The organism is Vibrio ichthyoenteri ATCC 700023, assembly GCF_000222605.1.
Classification (GTDB): domain Bacteria; phylum Pseudomonadota; class Gammaproteobacteria; order Enterobacterales; family Vibrionaceae; genus Vibrio; species Vibrio ichthyoenteri.
In genome coordinates this window covers 1-17,379 of the sequence record NZ_AFWF01000290.1, presented here as the reverse complement: position 1 = coordinate 17,379, position 17,379 = coordinate 1, and the positions used below count along the sequence as shown (strand labels likewise).

The window sequence follows — 17,379 nt, the reverse complement described above, 5'->3', positions numbered from 1 at the left end:
GTATCACAGATTTTCTTCAAGAGAAAATGGAGGCGCCTCCCGGAGTCGAACCGAGGTCCACGGATTTGCAATCCGCTGCATAGCCACTCTGCCAAGGCGCCTTAATGAAACGCTTGAGTTACCCACCGCTGCGTTCGCTGCATACTTTACGGATTCCGCGATCAGAGTCAAACAAAAATATTAAATCTATGTTTGTTTGCCGAATATAAAAGCGATTGGGTGACTATTCGATCAAATTGGACAAATTTTATAATGCTGACGCATGGGAATTTCACCCGCTAATCAAAACCCAGAGCAACACGTTCTAGTTTTTTCAGCCCCTTTACCACCAGCGCGTACGATCGTTCGCACAAATCTTCTACCATGCCATCTTCCACATCACCCGGATAATAAACCGTGATCCAGTGTCGCTTGTTGGTGTGATAGCCAGGGGTGATATCGCTAAATTGAGAAGCAAGCACTTCCCCATCCTCTGGTTGTACTTTTACAGTGACGTATTCGCGCCCTTCCCGCTTTGCCAATATCGCAAACATCTTCCCTTTCACTTTATAAACTAATGCATCAGGGCCAAATGGGTAATCAGCCTGCGCGCATTGGAGCGAATCGAGAAATATTGCCAGTTCTTTGTTTGTCATTCGTGTCCCCTTTTCAAATCAATCACCGCATCGATGGCTAAACTAAGGCCGTTGCTATTTAAACTGTGTTAGCCATTGTGTCAGCGTCGCGTTTAATTGGCCACGTTCGTTTTGGCTAATACCTGCGATGAGTTCTTTTTGCAGCGTGACATGTTGCTCAATGAGAAGAGTCATCAGGTCGTAACCGCTTTCACTCAATTGCACCGTCACACTGCGGCGATCTTGTGGATTACTCAATCTAACAATCAGTCCTTTTGTCGCTAGCCTATCGAGCCGATTCGTCATTGCGCCAGAGGTCAGCATTAACGCCTCCAGCAATGCGCTTGGTGTCAATGCATAAGGTTCTCCACTACGCAGCAGCGACGCCAACACGTCAAATTCACCAAGCTTGAGGCCATGCTGTTTATGCAATCGACTAATTTGAGCTTCCAGATGCTTACTTAGCAGTAGCATGCGGCCAATGATCGCCATTGGTTCCGTTTCTAATTGTGGTTTTTCTATTGCCCACTGATTAATGGCCCTTTCAACTGGGTCCGTATTTGATGAATCGTTCATAGCCGGTTCTTATTTCACTCAAATTCACGCGAGAAAATCATCACTGATGATGGCGCGTTAATCACAATCATCTAGCAAGTTGAATATTTACCTTAACGTAAAGATACTTTACATTGGTAGCATAACACCGTAAATTCTCATCTTAATATCTTTATGTAAAGATAAGTAATCATGAACGTCTTTCTTGCGATGATCCCAGCTTTTTTTTGGGGATCTACCTATGCCGTAACCCAATATTCTCTGCCTGATTGGCCACCTGTTTTATTGGGCGCATTACGTGCCTTACCCGCCGGTTTACTATTATTGGCCATTAAACCGATGTTTCCACACGGTAAACAATGGCGCCAACTGGCGTTACTGGGCACCATTAACATCGCCTTGTTTTTTAGCCTAATTTTCGTAATGGCTTTAACTCTTCCTTCGGCTATTTCAGGTGTCGGGATGATGTCGGTACCGGTATTTGCCATGCTCTATCACTGGCTATTTCGAGGCAGAACTCCTGCCGCCATTCAGGCCATCTGTGGTGCACTACTGATCCTCTTAGCTTGGTTGTTGTTTGATCCCAGTGAGATCTCCTTAAACCCTATCGGTTTATTGGCAATGTTAGCAGCGGTGATCTGTATTGTGATCGGCAGTGATATCACCAAATCGCTAGGGACAAGTATGCATTGGTGGCAAGTACTGACTTGGCAGTTAATTTTGGGGGGTGGTTTACTGAGTTTAGTTGCAACCGTGCATGGGGTGGTTGAACCTCTGCCATACTTAACCGCAATAGGCCAAATCAATCTAGACAACATGCTTGGACTGGTGTGGGTAATTTTACTCAATACCGCATTTGGCTACGGTTTATATGTTTGGTTATTACAACGCATGACGGTGGTGGAATTTACCTTCGGCGGCATTGCCAACCCTATCGCCGGCATCGTTTTTGGTTTATTGCTGTTAGGTGAGCAATTTAGTTCATTTCAATACAGTTTGATGGCAGGCATGATTGTGATGTCGTTACTGCCGCAAATAGTCATGCAGCGAAGACAGCGCAAGACTCACGCACATACATGACGGTAATAAAAACAGGTTAAACGATGGATAAGATTCACCACTTACGCATTAAACGTCCGACCAGATTAGGGTGATAAGCCCAGTTATGATCAAACATGCCAAGTAGTTGTGGGTTGCCATATTTAGACAAGCTTATCGCATGGAAGCGATTTGAACAGGCTTTCAAACTAAGCACTTGTTGCTGCGTTTCAGCTACCGGCACCGGGGCGATAAAATCGGAAATCACTACCATATCTGCATTGCGGTATTTGTCACCTTGCATCAACGAAACAGTTTTCTCGATCACCGGTTCTAAATCCGTACCGCCATGGAAGCTATAACTCAAAAAATCACTCGCTTCACGCAAACCATCTTGCTTGGTTAACTCATAAGTGATCACTTGTGTTGAGAACAGCATGACATAGCATTCTCGATCTTCAGCTAGTGCAATTTGCATCAGTGCGTAAGCCATTGCTTTCGCACATTGCTCAGGGAAACCACTCATTGAACCGGAGGAGTCAATACAAACGACAAACGGGCCTTTATCAATATCGGCTTTGCTGTTGTCAGGCGTATGAGCACGAACTTTTCTCAAGGTACGTGATTTACCCCGAGTTTTGTAGTTCATCAGCCGCTTATCCACCAAGTGTTTATAGAAAATGACTTCCAGCTCCGGATAGGCGAGAAATAGCGTTTCATTGGGCAACAATTTGTTAAGGTCATCACTTTCATGCACGCCGACAATATCATCGGTGGCTTCGTCACTTAACTCTTCAACCACTTGCAGTTCTTCTTTAGGCTTACGTTGCAAGCTTGGATCATTAACATCACTTGCCATACGTCCTAACTGCTCCGCAATCTCTTGCAACCCATGGTGCTTATGTAAAAACTCGGCGTGGCGCTTCATCACCGTCAGATCGCTTTTACTCAATTTTGCGGATGCCATATCCCATAAACGACCAACACTGCTTTCATCCCCTTCCTGCGTAACCTTATCCATGTTTTTCATGGTTTCCATCCGCTGATAAAGATCTTTCAGGACTTTCTCTTTATTCACTTCCAGCTCAGTTAACTGCGCTTGGCGAATCGCGTCATAGAGGCTTTGATACCATTGGTCACAGAAGTAATGAGGAAACATCGGGTTGGATAACCCTTTGTTTTTTTCAAGTAGCCGACGGGCTTGTAAATAAAAAGCGCTATGCCATTCAAGCTGCTTGACGACGTCGGGAATTTGGCGAAAGAATGTCGCCTCATCCCAATGAATGACTTCTTGGTATAAGGCTAATTCTTGCTGGAAACGTTCGGTTTCACACACCTTGGTAATGCGTTTTTTTACGTTTCCACGCCATTTAAGTAAATGGGTTTTAACTGAAGACTTAATTCCGCGATTTTCAGCCATCGCCATCACTTGAGAGCGAGCCATCAAATCGTTTACAGCAGAGTCAACAATGCCAGAATCGGCAATCATCAATGCGAGGTTGAGTCCATCAGCGCCTAACATGTCACCTCCTATGCGAAGAATTGATCAAGATTCTTAAATCGGAAAACGGTACGCTCACACTCCGCTTTGGTCGATTCAAGCTTGTGCTGCAGGGTTTGCAGCCCTGCTTCCATCGCAATGGGTAATTCTGGGTGAATAAAACCGTGTGGAAGTGCGCCATGAAAGTTTGATTTCACTTGACGCAAATGATGCTCAGCATGCTCCAGTTGTGCCACAGCTTGTTGCGACTTGGTCAACCACTCTTGGTAGAGAGAGTCATTAAGTCCTTTTTTGGTCACCAGTGCCACCAGCACAGCACGGTTAGCAATGTCTTTAACCACTAAGTTGTTTGCCGCATCCAAATCAAAGCGCAACAAGCACAAATTGGTATTTTGATTGACGTAGCCATAAACATTGCCGCTGCCTTCTTTTACGACTCGTTCCAACTCGTGTTTCGGCACGTAAATCCACCGGCTATCACCTTTCTCGCTTTCAGATACCGACATATTACTTTGTAATAACACGAGCTTGACCAGATCTTGTGCATTGCCAACCTTATACGCCTTGGCATTGCTCACATCGTAATGGTGTACTTGTTTTTTGATCAAGCCTGTTGTGGATTCAAGCGATACCAACATCGCAAACTCCGCTTCCAATTCCTCTTGAACATCAGCCAATTCTTCACAACACAAACTCAATTGTTGTTCCACTTCTTGCTGATCAAAAGCATGGTTAAGCGCGAATTCATTCATGACCTGTTGAACGATTTCCAATGACTCAGGGGTATTCCACAAGCAATCTTGTAACAATAAAAGGTCGAGCGGATTGATGGTGTCACGACCATTAAAATAAGCACTGGCTTTGAGTAATTTAACCGCTTTTTTCCAGCGACGATCAGAGACGTACATATCTGACTGCGCAAATTCAGCCCCGACCTCCTCAGCCTTTTGTTCCAGTAGTGATTTAAGCTGGTAGAGTTTTTCAAATACATCGTCGCTCAGCGTTAACTGATCTAACTCTTGCTGCCATTGATGATATTCCAAATCAGTGATGGCTAGCCCAGCCGGTATTTGCGCTTCTTGCGCAGTCCCTACCGTCAACATGGATTTAAAATTCTGCTTATTTTGGATTCGATTGACAAAGATACGAACCAGCATACGGTCATAAAGGGCTTCTAGACCACTGTCTTGATCAGGTAATTCATTGGACGCAGAGACAAGCAACCGCATCGGTACACGTTCAATATCGCTACCATTTTTAAAGGTTTTCTCGTTCACGACGGTAAGCAGCGTATTAAGAATTGCGGGGCCAGCCTTCCAGATTTCATCAAGGAAAACCACTTGAGCGGTGGGTAAATAACCTTGAGTTAAACGATGATAACGACCATGATCTTTCAATTCTTGAATACTAAGGGGGCCAAACACCTCTTCAGGTGTGGAAAAACGTGTCATTAAGTATTCAAAATAAGAAGAGTTATCAAACGCTTGAATTAAGCGTTTCGCGATCAAACTTTTTGCAATACCCGGAGGGCCTAACAAAAACACGCTCTCTCCGGCAAGCGCCGCCAATAGACACATTTTAATGGTATCTTCACGTTCGTACACGCCATCAGAAAGCGCTTTGGCTAACTTATTGATACGCTCAGACAGCAAAGCCTTACTGGAGTGGCTCACTCGGGACGTGTTTATCAACGTTTTGCTCCTTAGCCGTTCGGTATGATCTCCTTAAATGTAATCAATTGTTATTAAATTGTTACATATACATTTAAAGAATAGAGCAAATATTTATAACAGAACCACTTTTGCGGAAAAGGAATGCAATCAATGTTTGCACAATTGAGATGCGCATCACTTTACTTAATGCTCGATTCTCAACCTATTAGAATTCAACACCTTTTAATCCTCAGTAGAAATCGCTAAGGTAGCGTCAATATCATTAGAGCCGACCAATATCATGAAGCAACCGAGTTATCACAATGTGATCCATACATGGAAACGTATTTCACTGGTTGAAGAACGCGTCGAATTACCAAATGGTCAGCAAATCACTCACACTACCATTGCCCACCCGGGCGCTGCGGTCATTCTGCCCATCGCAGATAACGGTGATATTGTGCTGATCAATCAATACCGTCCTTCACTCAAGAAATGGCTGATTGAGTTACCAGCAGGCACGCTAGAGAATAATGAACCCATTGAACAATGTGCCAGCCGAGAACTTGAAGAAGAAACCGGCTACAGCACCAATGAACTTCACCCTCTAGGGCAAGTAACACCACTGGCCGGTTTTTGCGATGAAATACAGTATCTTTTCGTCGCCAAACAATTACACAAAACTTCCCGATATCAGTGTGATGATGATGAAGTCATTGAAGTGATTCACTTACCGCTTGCCCAAGTAGAGCAAATGATCATTAATGGTGAAATCACGGATACAAAAAGCATTGCCTGCTTGTCAAAGGCAAAGTTATGCGGATACCTCTCGTAGCGAGTCGTTGCTCGTTCGTAGCAATTTAATTAGGAGCACTCATGGATTTTCGTTCAGACACCGTAACTAAACCGACGCAAGCAATGCGTCAAGCCATGGCTAATGCTCTCGTCGGTGACGACGTATACGGCGACGACCCGACCGTAAATGAATTAGAACAGTGGGCAGCAGAGCGACACGGCTTTGAAGCGGCTTTATTTACCACCTCCGGCACACAAGCCAATTTATTAGGTTTAATGGCGCACTGTGGTCGTGGTGATGAGTACCTATGCGGTCAACAAGCCCACAACTATCGTTATGAAGCAGGTGGCGCGGCAGTCTTAGGCTCGATTCAGCCTCAACCAATTGAGAATAATCCTGATGGCACGCTTGATTTTGCCAAGCTGCAAGCCGCGATAAAACCCGATGACAGCCATTTTGCTCGCACGCGTCTATTGAGTCTTGAAAACACCATCAATGGTAAAGTATTGCCTCTTGAGTACTTGGCGCAAGCGCGTGAATTTGTCAACCAGAATGGGCTTGCTCTGCATCTCGATGGCGCGCGCGTCTACAATGCGGCCGTAGCTTTAGATATTGATGTCAAAGAGATCGCTCAATACTTTGATTCGATGACCATCTGTCTCTCAAAAGGACTGGCTGCGCCAATAGGCTCGCTTTTACTAGGAAGCCATGAATTTATAGCCAAAGCACGCCGTTTAAGAAAGATGGTCGGTGGCGGTATGCGTCAAGCGGGCATCTTAGCCGCCGCGGGCAAATTGGCCTTAACAGAACAAGTACCACAGCTGAAACAAGACCATGCGAACGCTAAGCGCTTAGCGCAAGGACTGAACCAAATCCGTGGGTTCTCAGTAAATCCTGAGTTTATTCATACCAATATTGTCTTTACCAAGCTCGATGAAACCATTGATGTGAAAGCATTGGCAGAAAAACTAGCGCAAGACGGTATTACGATTTCACCGAGTAATCCACTGCGCTTTGTGACCCATAAAGATATCTCAGCACAAGATATCGAAACTGTCTTGGTGAAAATAGCCGCGGCAATCTAAGCGGTCGGATCATAATTCCTTACGCACTAAGTAATTGATAACTCGACTGCATGACTCGTAATGCCTAACAACCGAGCTTCTCCGAAGGGGGAAGCTCTATTATTTTAATGACTTCTAATCTGCGCGACCCTATAACAATATGAAAAAAATCGTTCTGTTCTCTTTATCTTTTCTCGCTCCCCTCTCCATCGCCCAATCGGCATATGCCGAACCTTTTGGTGATGCCAAACTGGGTAAAATCAAATCGCCAAGTTGCGTTTTCTGCCACGGACAAACGGGTAAAGCTAGCAACCCAAGTTATCCCAATCTTAATGGACAAAATGCCGCCTATCTTTATCAATCGATGTTGGATTATCAGCAAGGTAAACGCACCGGTGGTATGGCGCAAATGATGGGGGCGCAGCTGCGTAACTTAAATGAGCAAGATCTTAAAGACATCGCAGCCTTTTACGCAGAACAACCTTAATTTTATCACAGCGATATCAAGGTTATTTCATCGCTTCCACAAGTGGCAATTTTCGTTTGTGTAATCATCGCCTTCGATATAGACTGCGCCACCTTCAAAATATGACGAACAATTAATGCAAAACACGACACGATCGTTCCAGCTAAAATTTCTCCACCCTCGTTACTGGGGAACGCTTCTATTGGTCGCGTTTATGTTCCTACTGAGTACGTTGCCATTTAAGCTACAACTGAGTCTAGGTAAAGGGATTGGCCGCTTTGCGCTAAAGCGCATGAAAAAGCGCACTCATACAATTCGTCGCAATCTTGATTTATGTTTCCCAAACATGAGTGACGAAGAAAAAACACGCCTCATCGAACAGAATGTAGAAAACACGGGCATCGCTCTGTTTGAAACTGCGATGGCCTGGTTTTGGCCGGATAAACGTGTCAATAAGCATGTGACCATCGTTGGTATTGAAAAACTGGTCGAGCTAGAAAAACAAGGGAAAGGCGCCTTGATGCTGGCAGTTCATTCGATGAACCTTGAGCTTGGCGCACGGGCATTTGGTATTCACATGTCTGGTATGGGTGTTTATCGTCCGAACAACAACCCATGTTTTGATCACTTCCAATACCATGGTCGTTCACGTTCAAACCGCACCTTGATTGACCGTAAAGATGTAAAAGGCATGATTCATGCGCTAAAAACCGCTGAACGTGTTTGGTATGCTCCGGATCATGATTATGGCCGTCGCCGTTCAACTTTCGCTCCGCTTTTTGCGGTAGAGAATGCTTGTACGACCACAGGTACCAGTCTATTAGTGAACGCATCTGATTGCGCTATTGTTCCATTTACGATGGTACGTGATGAAAACGATCACTACATCTTGACCATTCATACTCCGCTAGAAGGTTTCCCTAACGATGATGAAACCGCTGCGGCCGTATTTATTAATAAAGCCGTTGAGACCTCTATCATGGCAGCGCCAAGCCAATATATGTGGCTACATCGTCGCTTTAAAACCCGCCCAGAAGGCGAAGCGTGTTTTTACACTGCTCAATCTTAAATCACTCGCGGAAAGTTTGCTTTAGCTTGGTCGATAATGGATACAAACACGCCCCTATTTAGGGGCGTTAACCTCTAGATGATATCTAGATTGGCTTGTTGAAGACTAGATTACTTGGAAATTGTGCAAATTCTACATAACTAGGTGTGCTGGCTAAGCGCCGAGCGATTACAGTTTTAAACTGGTCGGCACTTAGTAATCATCAGTAAAGCGACCAACTTAACACGCTTCAATTCTTGCTTAGTCACCTAAATTCTTCCTTAATCACCTAAGTAGGCAAGAGCACAACTCCTCTTCAGCACTCCGCACCAAGGGGGCCACATTGTTACTGCAGAGCGGACCAGAAATAGATGGCAGGAATGGCTTCACCGCCTATCGCTGATACTTTTCAATATAACGCTGTAGATGGTTTATATCGACTGGGATAAGCGTCGATTTATCATCGGATTTGGTTATCAACCCTTCAACGATAAGTTCACGAATAATGCGGGAATAGGCTCGCTCTGTACAACCAAATCGCTCGGCTTCCTGGTACATGTAACCATGGTTAATTGACTGCTCTGGTAGCGTGTGTCGAGTAACCATATCTTTGATAATATTAAACTTAAGAGGATACAAAGAGCGTTCAAGCGCGATATTCATCGTATGCTGGTAGATACTTGAAATACGATGATTCAGCCAAAAAGCAACCAGACCTTCGTTCAATAATAGTTGGGTAAATTTCTGTTTTGGAATCGCAATCAGTTCGAGTTTCGTCGTTGCAATCATATCGAATGGACTTAACTCTCCCGAAAAATACTCAAACTCACCAAATAAATTGTCCTCTAAAGAGTAATCCCCCAAGCTAAGTCGTTTACCATTTTTGGCTGTGTGCAAAATGGCAAAATGAGCTGGGCTTGCCCAATAGATTTCATTCACCACTTGGTGCTGCTTAAGTATATAGTCGCCCTTGCCGACGCTTAAGGTTCGAAAGGGTTCTGTCTCGATGAAACGACGCACAATTTCGTAGCCCTGTTGCAAGAGATTCATTTTATCCATATCGAGTTCTTACCCAAAAGTTCCTACGTTCACCTTTATGTTTTTTGACCAGACAATTGTCATGTCATCGCCATAAAGAGATTAGATATATTCGCCTATCTCAATAAAAAACAACGGATTTCCTCACAGAGAAGCAGTATATGTGATAACAACATCGCTATGCGAGTCATCATAATCACTGAGTGAGAGCCGCTACTTACAGTTAGGCAAAAATGAACACCAATCGATTCCAATCAAACATCGTCGCCGCAATTGCGATGGCGTTAATCATACTCAGCCCACTCGCCATTGATATCTATTTACCGGCGTTTAATGCCATATCAACATCATTTAATGTTGATGTTGCTCAGCTACAAGATTCGATCACTTTGTTTATGATCTCTCTTGGCATCGGCCAGCTTCTTGCCGGTCCCATGGCTGATAAATATGGCCGAAAACCTGTCGCATATTTAGGGATCTCAATTTACGTTATCAGTTCTATCGCGGCTTATCTCTCATCAAGTATCGAGATGTTTTTAGTTGCCCGATTAATGCAAGGCTTTGGAGCTAGCGCAACCACGGTGATCGCCTTTACTTTGGTTAAGGACAACTTTGATCATGAAAAAAGTAATCGGGTGATCAGCTATCTCAATGGGGCAATTGCTTGCGTTCCAGCTTTAGCGCCAACCTTAGGGTACTGGCTAACAATGCACTATGGGTGGCGCTCCAACTTCGGTTTTCTCGCTTTGTTCTCCTTTCTCGTCGGTCTGGCTATCTTGAGTTTTATTCGCGAAACGCAAACTGAAAAAAGAAAAACGAACGAAGCGTTGATTAGTGTTAAACGCTACATGTCGATTCTAAAAGTGCCGACATTCCTCTTTCATGCCACACTTTGTGCACTCACAATCAGCGCGATCCTCGCTTACATTACCTCTGCGCCGATTTGGTTAATATCCAATATCGGGATCGATACGACAGAATTTACCCTTTGGTTCGCAGCCAACGCCGTCATCAATATATTGGCTTGCGTAATCGCACCTAAATTGATGTCAAAACTGAGTAGTCGAAGAGTTTTGCAATCAGGCTTAATCTTGCTGATTACCGCTGGCGGTTTAATGCAAACATTAGGTCAAAGCCACACGGCTTGGGGATTCATGTTACCCATCTTTGTCGCATCCATTGGCTTTGCGTTCGTACTCGGTACATCGGCAACCAAAGCGCTAGCGCCCTTTCCCGATCAAGTAGGAACCGCAGCCGCGATGCTAGGATTAATTCAGTTAAGTGGGAGCGGCATCATAGCGATCGGAATTCAGAGTTTGGGGCTACTTTCTCCGGATCTCATCTCGCTTCAGTTATGGTTAACCATTCCAGCTCTCATCATCATTGGGTCCAAAAAAGGACTATTGTTGCATCCTCATCAAACGTAATCATCGTGGAAAACACCAGCGGCAAGAACGATACATGAACGGTGACATTTACATTAAAAAAGCCCCTTTGGAGAACGAACGACCCTTGATTGGGGCCGTTTTTCGTTCCGCCGTGATTTAACATAGCCCCACTCTCGCGAACTCAAGTGATTAAGACGAAGCAAAGTCATCAACATCGAGCCAGTATTCCAACATAAAAAAATACCCTCAAACATAAATGCTTGAGGGTACTTTAACCATCCATCAGCTCGTGCAACTGATCATTTACTTAGCTGATCGGCGTTAGCTTAAAAGGGGCTTTTTTACATCAGCAATCATGATGACAGCCGTTAGGTGCGGTAAAGCACTTTGACAACGTGCCAGCCGAATTTTGTCTTCACTAAATGTGGAACCAAGGTTTCGCCACTGAAACAGACTTTATCGAACTGCGGTACCATTTGGCCCTTGCGAAACTCACCCAAATCACCGCCATTCTTACTTGACGGGCAGCTTGAATATTTTTTTGCCAACGCTTGAAATTTAGCGCCTTTCTTCAACTGCTTGATGATGTCTTCTGCTTGTTCTTTGTGCTTTACTAAAATGTGTAGAGCCGCGGCTGTATTGGCCATGGTTGTGCCTCTTTGTTTATCATTACCGTTATGAGAACAATTGTACCAAAAATTATGAGATCTTCATCATACCTTTGTACCATTGTCACAGTCCCAACATCTTATTCCTTCAATCTCTGATCTTGTGCATTGAACCGATCATCATTTGGGTTACCATGCAGTGTATTGTCTATTCAGTTTGAGAGTCACCAATGGCAAAAAAAAGCAAAGCGAATCAATCACAAGGCATGCTTATGTTTACCTTAACGGCCAGCAAGCAAATGTTCGCCATTGGGACATTGAAGGTACGAGAAATCGTTCCTTACGCGAAAACAACTCAGATTCCATACTCTCATCACCATGTGATTGGCACCGTAACCATTCGTGATCTCAACGTTCCCGTGATCGATATGCCCGCGGCAATCGGCTTTAGAGCCATTCAGCCTGAAGAGTATTCCTCTTGTTATTTGATCGTAACTGACTGCCTGCGTACCGTTGTTGCGTTTATGGTGCGTAGTATTGAAAAAATCATCGATTGTGACTGGCGTAATATAGAGCCGTCGCCACCCACTGCAGGCAATAATGTCTTTGTCACAGGCATTACTCGCTATGACGATAAGATTGTACAAATGCTGGATGTGGAATTGCTGCTCTCGAAAATCTACCCTCCATCGGAATCGGCTCGAATCCCAATTTTGACCGATGTTGAACGGGAAAGGCTCAAAGCGCTCAATATCTTATTGGTTGATGACTCCAGCATTGCGCGTAAACAACTCGCAGATGCACTGGATAGCATTAATATCCCTTATCAAATCCGTACCAATGGGGCGGAAGCTCTCGCTTCAATGCGTGCCGCGGTGAGCCAAGGACGAGCAATTGACTTGCTGGTTAGCGATATTGAAATGCCGGGACTGGATGGTTATGAACTGGCGTTTGAGACACAAAGCGATCCTGAATTACGCCATGCGTACATCATTTTGCATACGTCGTTATCCAGTGAGATTTGTGTCAATCGTGCTCAACAAGTTGGTGCTCATGAGGCGCTAGAAAAGTTCAACGCGGGCGATTTGATCAAAGCAATGTTACGCGGAGCTGCGCAACTGAGTCAGAGCAGCAGCCAACTTACTGACTAATCAGTAGACATATTGCAGCCATTAGAGCGCAAGCTATCACAAATTTTTGTCTAAATGTGACAAGAGACTATACCTAGGCGTTACGATTGTTTACCTTTTGCCTATATATAAATATAAACTTTTGAACCATATTTACGAATTAGTTACTAAACCGTGAGTAAAAAGATCCAAACTCAGGGGTATTTTAAGTAATATAAGTACAAGAGTTTTAAGAAGAATTACCCCAGAAGATGACAGAAGACGAATTCAAAAAGTCGACGGCGAACTTAAAAAAAGCTGTCCCACTCATGATGAAAAATCACGTTGCTGCAACGCCGTCTAATTACGCCTTGTGGTATACGTACGTCGATAATGCTATTCCAAAACTCAACCATGAATTAGAAACCGTCATCGAAAGCTTCGGGATATGCCCCCCCGCCGCTGGCGATCAACTCTATCATCGCCACGTTGCGACTCGCAGTGAAACCAAATTAAGTGATTTGCGCGCTAACATTGAAATACTGGTCAATGAAGTGGCGAGTTCAATGAACGATACCCTTAGCGACACCTCTCAATTTTCGGACATGATCGATAAGAGCTTCCGCAATCTTGAGCGAGTTGAAGACGAAAGTATGTCGATTGATGAAGTGATGGCTGTCATTCGTCAACTGGTCTCTGAATCTCGAGATATTCGCCATTCAACCAGCTTCCTTTCTAACCAACTGTCTACCGCTGGCCATGAAATTAGCCGCTTAAAAAATCAACTGGCTGAAGTACAAAGAGACGCCCTTTTCGACAGCCTGTCTGGCCTGTACAACCGTCGTTCATTTGACAACGATATTCATACCCTTTGCCGCAGTGAGCAAAACTTCTGCTTGATATTGGCGGATATCGACCACTTTAAGCATTACAACGACACCTATGGTCACCTGTTTGGTGATACGGTCATTCGTGGCCTTGCTCGACGTTTGCAAAGCAGCTGCCGTGACGGAATTACCGCCTATCGTTTTGGGGGGGAAGAATTCGCTCTAGTGGTACCTAATCGCAACTTACGCGTGGCTCGACAATTTGCCGAGAGCCTGCGCCGAGCCGTGGAAAAGCTCTCAATTAAAGATCGCCGTAGTGGCAAGCAAGTGGGTAACATTACCGCTTCGTTTGGCGTCACCGAACGCCTAGAAGGCGAGCAGGCTGAAGATCTTATCGAACGCACGGACAAACTGTTGTACGAAGCCAAACAACTTGGCCGCAACCGAGTAATGCCTATTTAAGCGTGGGTTAGAATTCTCGACTATCCTTTAGCGAAACTTTGGTGAAACACGATTCGCCCGTTAAGCAAATGATAAAGTGGAGATAAATAATGATCAGAACGCCTATACTGTTTACCATCATAGGGCTCTCTACGGCCCTTGGTCTCGTCGGCTGCGCTGCAGAAGATAATCCCTATAAAACGACCGAGTATCAAACCGCGAGCAATCCCGCCTCTGTCTATTGTGTCGAAACTGGCGGTGAATTAGAAATGATGACGTTAGATGGGCAGCGTACGACTTTCTGTGTGCTCAATAATGGTGAAAAAGTAGAACAATGGGAATACTACAAACAAAACCATCGTCAATCAGACTCAGCCTCTGAGCAATAAGCGTGCGACGATAAACCATACTCACTTTCCGGATCAAATCGACGATTTAATTGAGTGAGTATGGTATTGAACTCCACATATAAACGCTCTAATAAGACCTGTGAACAATTCGGCTCCGAGGCTGCAATGATCGCCGATAATCGAGCCAGCTCATCACGATAATCCAGCGTGCTGTCTAAGGTAAGTAAATGCCTAATGGCGCGAGTCGCCACTTGATAGGGTTGCCCCCTCACCTGACTTAACGGCAAGCTAAACACTTGAGCCAATACCCCTTCCAAATACACGCGATAAGTGGTCAATTCATCCAGCAACAAAAATGCCAGTGCCGACGCCCCTTGATGTGGGTATTCCACCGAGCAATGATCTTCAATATCCAATGAAATCGAGACGCTTAACCCAGCCTCTTGGCAACGCAGCTTCAGGGTAGTTAATAGGCCTTGCTGTGGCATCAATTTTTGAATTTCTATAATTCGTTCAATATGATACCCATTGGAAACCAAACTTATTTGGACCTTTTTCTGCTTTGAGCACAGCCCACTTTGAATTAATTTACTGGCCGCATTCTGAATATTTTCGACCGTATTAGTCGATTGATCCTCTAGCAGCCAATAGCCACTTGGAAAATCATTGGCCAGTGCAGAAAAGCGCTCGGTAAATCGTTCTGCCATCGCCTGCGCTTCTGACTTGGTTTGTCCCGCAAGTTGACCTCCACAAAAAATGAGTGCGGTGTGTGATAGATCCATTGGCGCTAAATACGCAGGTAATGCATCAACCCGTGAACAGCCTTCCGCGGTTAACTGGTTATCCAATAGTCTTTTACCCAAAACTAAAATGACGTGCTTCACGTTGCCAGAAGGCATTGTAACGATTCCCGTATTGGTCACAGCTCGACTCTCATTTTATTACTATAGTTGGTAGTGTGCCTGTAGTTTTGCCTATTGCAAAGGATGGTTGCGATGTTGTCGATCTTTGATATTTTTAAAATTGGCGTGGGCCCTTCTAGCTCTCATACCAATGGCCCAATGTTGGCCGGCTTTGATTTTACTCAACGGCTACAACGGTGGTTAGATTCACAACCCAATCAAGCTATCGCGCGTATTCAAATCGATCTGTTTGGTTCACTATCGCTGACCGGTAAAGGCCATCACACCGACCGAGCGGTGATTCTCGGCCTGATGGGCAATAAGCCCGATACTCTCAAGGTCACGAGTGCGAGAAATGCACTGCAAGAGTGCATTGAGCAACATCGGCTACCACTCCCGTGCCAACAAGAGATCGCCTTTCACTATCGTCGCGATTTAATTTTTCATACTACCAACCTGCCTCTACATGAAAATGGGATGTCTATTACTGCTTTTGATGCGGCGGGTACATCGATGCTCAATCAAACCTATTACTCCATTGGGGGCGGCTTCATCGCGACCGAACAAGAGCTATTACATGGTGTTCAAGAATCTGATGTTGCCGTGCCATTTCCATTTAATAGCGCCGATGAGATGCTAAATAAAGCCGATAAGCTTGGTTTAAGCCTCGCTGGCATGGTGCTGAAAAATGAAGTGTATTTTCAACCCATGGACGAAATTGATAGCAAAGCTGAGCAAATCTGGAAAGTGATGTCACTGTGTATGAACCGGGGATTTGTAACCGAGGGCACATTGGAGGGCGGCCTTAATGTCACACGCCGTGCACCTAACCTGCATAAAACATTGCTGGCGAACCAAGAATTTGAACATGACCCAATGGCCGTGATGGATTGGATCAATTTGTTCGCCTTTGCCGTGAGCGAAGAAAACGCAGCCGGAGGCCAAGTGGTAACATCACCAACCAACGGCGCCGCTGGCGTTATACCGGCAGTGCTCATGTATTACCATGAGTTTATTCGTCCACTCGATACTAAACAGATCAAGGACTTCCTTGCTGTCGCGGGGGCGATTGGTATTTTATACAAAACCAATGCCTCTATCTCGGGTGCCGAGGTGGGCTGCCAAGGTGAAATCGGCGTATCTTCTTCCATGGCTGCAGCGGGCATTACATCATTACGTGGCGGCAGTAATGAACAAATTTGTATCGCAGCGGAGATCGCGATGGAGCACTCACTAGGCATGACTTGCGACCCGATCGGCGGCTTAGTTCAAGTGCCGTGTATTGAGCGAAATGCAATGGGGGCAATAAAAGCTATTAATGCCTCGCGTATGGCCTTAAAACGCACCAGCAAATGTATTATTTCTCTGGATAAGGTAATTGAGACCATGTATCAAACGGGCAAAGATATGAATAAAAAATATCGGGAAACCTCACTGGGTGGCCTAGCTCTGATCAACATATGTCAATAAACTACTTGTTTCACATATTACAATAAAGAGAGGTAAATTTAATGTTTTCAATTACTTGTTAGTGGAATGCCATGAATAAAAACTTACAGCTCTCTTTTCTCTAATTGTTTGATATAATCAATTTAAATCAGTGTGCTTAGGCTGATTGGGAAGATAGGTCAAGGTTCGATTCCTTGGGCGTTTGTTGGCTCCATAGCTCTAATTTTTGTATTTTTACGTTACGTTAGTATCCAGTTGACTTCAACAATCACTGCAAGCAAAAATCAGGAGGTTCCTATGGAACAGACATTTATAGTTCGTACTCACATTTTCTTTAGTTCATTACTTGAAACATCTTGGGCTTTAGGAGTCGGCTGCGCTGCTGGACACCTATCAACCTAAGCACATTGCTCTTTTCTTCAATATTGCTTTTCCTACACCCTACCAGCTCTAAATTGACCATCGATATCAATCGCTCATACGTCAAATACTTCTTTATAAGAGATTGAATGCTATATACAAACGTAGCATTA

17 protein-coding genes and 1 tRNA gene are annotated in these 17,379 nt (G+C 44.6%); 10 read left to right on the top strand and 8 right to left on the bottom strand.

Annotated features, from left to right (window positions below):
- Positions 1 to 27: 27 nt before the first annotated feature.
- The 3 genes from RH85_RS19250 to RH85_RS19240 form a co-directional block, all read right to left on the bottom strand.
- Positions 28 to 101: transfer RNA gene (locus RH85_RS19250), tRNA-Cys, on the bottom strand.
- A gap of 177 nt (positions 102 to 278) precedes the next feature.
- On the bottom strand, positions 279 to 635 hold the full coding sequence (locus RH85_RS19245) for an MmcQ/YjbR family DNA-binding protein (RefSeq protein ID WP_006714398.1): 357 nt from the start codon (positions 633 to 635) through the stop codon (positions 279 to 281).
- A gap of 54 nt (positions 636 to 689) precedes the next feature.
- On the bottom strand, positions 690 to 1,190 hold the full coding sequence (locus RH85_RS19240; RefSeq protein WP_006714397.1) for a MarR family winged helix-turn-helix transcriptional regulator: 501 nt from the start codon (positions 1,188 to 1,190) through the stop codon (positions 690 to 692).
- 171 nt (positions 1,191 to 1,361) lie between these two features.
- Between RH85_RS19240 and RH85_RS19235 the strand changes: the two genes are divergently transcribed.
- Complete coding sequence (locus RH85_RS19235; RefSeq protein WP_006714396.1) at positions 1,362 to 2,249, top strand: DMT family transporter; 888 nt, start codon at positions 1,362 to 1,364, stop codon at positions 2,247 to 2,249.
- A gap of 34 nt (positions 2,250 to 2,283) precedes the next feature.
- Here RH85_RS19235 and viaA read toward each other — a convergent pair whose 3' ends face one another.
- Entirely contained in the window at positions 2,284 to 3,729 is a 1,446-nt protein-coding gene (gene viaA, locus RH85_RS19230; protein WP_006714395.1) for an ATPase RavA stimulator ViaA, read from the bottom strand.
- Between the two features lie 8 nt (positions 3,730 to 3,737).
- Positions 3,738 to 5,399 carry an ATPase RavA domain-containing protein gene (locus RH85_RS19225; protein ID WP_006714394.1) on the bottom strand — a complete coding sequence of 554 codons (1,662 nt, stop codon included), beginning with the start codon at positions 5,397 to 5,399 and terminating at the stop codon, positions 3,738 to 3,740.
- Positions 5,400 to 5,661: 262 nt separating this feature from the next.
- Here RH85_RS19225 and RH85_RS19220 point away from each other — a divergent pair, with 262 nt between their 5' ends.
- From RH85_RS19220 to RH85_RS19205, 4 genes are all read left to right on the top strand, one after another.
- Positions 5,662 to 6,195, top strand: a complete 534-nt coding sequence (locus tag RH85_RS19220; RefSeq protein WP_006714393.1) for an NUDIX hydrolase — start codon at positions 5,662 to 5,664, stop codon at positions 6,193 to 6,195.
- Positions 6,196 to 6,236: 41 nt separating this feature from the next.
- Positions 6,237 to 7,241, top strand: a complete 1,005-nt coding sequence (ltaE, locus tag RH85_RS19215) for a low-specificity L-threonine aldolase (protein ID WP_006714392.1) — start codon at positions 6,237 to 6,239, stop codon at positions 7,239 to 7,241.
- A 139-nt stretch (positions 7,242 to 7,380) separates the two neighbouring features.
- Positions 7,381 to 7,707, top strand: a complete 327-nt coding sequence (locus tag RH85_RS19210; RefSeq protein ID WP_006714391.1) for a c-type cytochrome — start codon at positions 7,381 to 7,383, stop codon at positions 7,705 to 7,707.
- A gap of 115 nt (positions 7,708 to 7,822) precedes the next feature.
- The gene (locus RH85_RS19205) at positions 7,823 to 8,755 is read left to right on the top strand and encodes an LpxL/LpxP family Kdo(2)-lipid IV(A) lauroyl/palmitoleoyl acyltransferase (protein ID WP_006714390.1); all 933 of its coding nucleotides are present in this window, start codon (positions 7,823 to 7,825) and stop codon (positions 8,753 to 8,755) included.
- Positions 8,756 to 9,127: 372 nt separating this feature from the next.
- Here RH85_RS19205 and RH85_RS19200 read toward each other — a convergent pair whose 3' ends face one another.
- On the bottom strand, positions 9,128 to 9,793 hold the full coding sequence (locus tag RH85_RS19200; RefSeq protein WP_006714389.1) for a Crp/Fnr family transcriptional regulator: 666 nt from the start codon (positions 9,791 to 9,793) through the stop codon (positions 9,128 to 9,130).
- A gap of 212 nt (positions 9,794 to 10,005) precedes the next feature.
- Between RH85_RS19200 and RH85_RS19195 the strand changes: the two genes are divergently transcribed.
- Positions 10,006 to 11,199, top strand: coding sequence for a multidrug effflux MFS transporter (locus tag RH85_RS19195; protein ID WP_006714388.1), 1,194 nt, complete (start codon positions 10,006 to 10,008; stop codon positions 11,197 to 11,199).
- A gap of 329 nt (positions 11,200 to 11,528) precedes the next feature.
- Here RH85_RS19195 and RH85_RS19190 read toward each other — a convergent pair whose 3' ends face one another.
- Positions 11,529 to 11,807, bottom strand: a complete 279-nt coding sequence (locus tag RH85_RS19190) for a peptidylprolyl isomerase (protein ID WP_006714387.1) — start codon at positions 11,805 to 11,807, stop codon at positions 11,529 to 11,531.
- A 191-nt stretch (positions 11,808 to 11,998) separates the two neighbouring features.
- Here RH85_RS19190 and RH85_RS19185 point away from each other — a divergent pair, with 191 nt between their 5' ends.
- From RH85_RS19185 to RH85_RS19175, 3 genes are all read left to right on the top strand, one after another.
- Positions 11,999 to 12,919, top strand: a complete 921-nt coding sequence (locus tag RH85_RS19185) for a chemotaxis protein (RefSeq protein WP_006714386.1) — start codon at positions 11,999 to 12,001, stop codon at positions 12,917 to 12,919.
- Positions 12,920 to 13,149: 230 nt separating this feature from the next.
- A complete protein-coding gene (locus tag RH85_RS19180) occupies positions 13,150 to 14,166 on the top strand; it encodes a GGDEF domain-containing protein (protein WP_006714385.1) in 1,017 nt (338 codons plus the stop codon).
- Positions 14,167 to 14,255: 89 nt separating this feature from the next.
- On the top strand, positions 14,256 to 14,534 hold the full coding sequence (locus RH85_RS19175) for a putative hemolysin (protein WP_006714384.1): 279 nt from the start codon (positions 14,256 to 14,258) through the stop codon (positions 14,532 to 14,534).
- Here RH85_RS19175 and RH85_RS19170 read toward each other — a convergent pair.
- Complete coding sequence (locus RH85_RS19170; RefSeq protein WP_006714383.1) at positions 14,507 to 15,394, bottom strand: YdcF family protein; 888 nt, start codon at positions 15,392 to 15,394, stop codon at positions 14,507 to 14,509. The two genes, RH85_RS19175 and RH85_RS19170, sit on opposite strands and share 28 nt — an antisense overlap.
- Positions 15,395 to 15,490: 96 nt before the next feature.
- On the opposite strand from RH85_RS19170, the gene RH85_RS19165 reads away from it, so the two are divergent.
- Positions 15,491 to 16,867, top strand: a complete 1,377-nt coding sequence (locus RH85_RS19165; protein WP_006714382.1) for an L-serine ammonia-lyase — start codon at positions 15,491 to 15,493, stop codon at positions 16,865 to 16,867.
- Positions 16,868 to 17,379: the final 512 nt, after the last annotated feature.

What these genes read in the sequence shown, in the direction of transcription:
- RH85_RS19210 (WP_006714391.1), top strand. Translation starts at nt 7,381, where the DNA reads ATGAAAAAAATCGTTCTGTTCTCTTTATCTTTTCTCGCTCCCCTCTCC.
- RH85_RS19200 (WP_006714389.1), bottom strand. Translation starts at nt 9,793, where the DNA reads ATGGATAAAATGAATCTCTTGCAACAGGGCTACGAAATTGTGCGTCGT.
- RH85_RS19190 (WP_006714387.1), bottom strand. Translation starts at nt 11,807, where the DNA reads ATGGCCAATACAGCCGCGGCTCTACACATTTTAGTAAAGCACAAAGAA.
- viaA (WP_006714395.1), bottom strand. Translation starts at nt 3,729, where the DNA reads ATGTTAGGCGCTGATGGACTCAACCTCGCATTGATGATTGCCGATTCT.
- RH85_RS19235 (WP_006714396.1), top strand. Translation starts at nt 1,362, where the DNA reads ATGAACGTCTTTCTTGCGATGATCCCAGCTTTTTTTTGGGGATCTACC.
- ltaE (WP_006714392.1), top strand. Translation starts at nt 6,237, where the DNA reads ATGGATTTTCGTTCAGACACCGTAACTAAACCGACGCAAGCAATGCGT.
- RH85_RS19180 (WP_006714385.1), top strand. Translation starts at nt 13,150, where the DNA reads ATGACAGAAGACGAATTCAAAAAGTCGACGGCGAACTTAAAAAAAGCT.
- RH85_RS19195 (WP_006714388.1), top strand. Translation starts at nt 10,006, where the DNA reads ATGAACACCAATCGATTCCAATCAAACATCGTCGCCGCAATTGCGATG.
- RH85_RS19245 (WP_006714398.1), bottom strand. Translation starts at nt 635, where the DNA reads ATGACAAACAAAGAACTGGCAATATTTCTCGATTCGCTCCAATGCGCG.
- RH85_RS19220 (WP_006714393.1), top strand. Translation starts at nt 5,662, where the DNA reads ATGAAGCAACCGAGTTATCACAATGTGATCCATACATGGAAACGTATT.
- RH85_RS19185 (WP_006714386.1), top strand. Translation starts at nt 11,999, where the DNA reads ATGGCAAAAAAAAGCAAAGCGAATCAATCACAAGGCATGCTTATGTTT.
- RH85_RS19170 (WP_006714383.1), bottom strand. Translation starts at nt 15,394, where the DNA reads ATGCCTTCTGGCAACGTGAAGCACGTCATTTTAGTTTTGGGTAAAAGA.
- RH85_RS19165 (WP_006714382.1), top strand. Translation starts at nt 15,491, where the DNA reads ATGTTGTCGATCTTTGATATTTTTAAAATTGGCGTGGGCCCTTCTAGC.
- RH85_RS19205 (WP_006714390.1), top strand. Translation starts at nt 7,823, where the DNA reads ATGCAAAACACGACACGATCGTTCCAGCTAAAATTTCTCCACCCTCGT.
- RH85_RS19240 (WP_006714397.1), bottom strand. Translation starts at nt 1,190, where the DNA reads ATGAACGATTCATCAAATACGGACCCAGTTGAAAGGGCCATTAATCAG.
- RH85_RS19175 (WP_006714384.1), top strand. Translation starts at nt 14,256, where the DNA reads ATGATCAGAACGCCTATACTGTTTACCATCATAGGGCTCTCTACGGCC.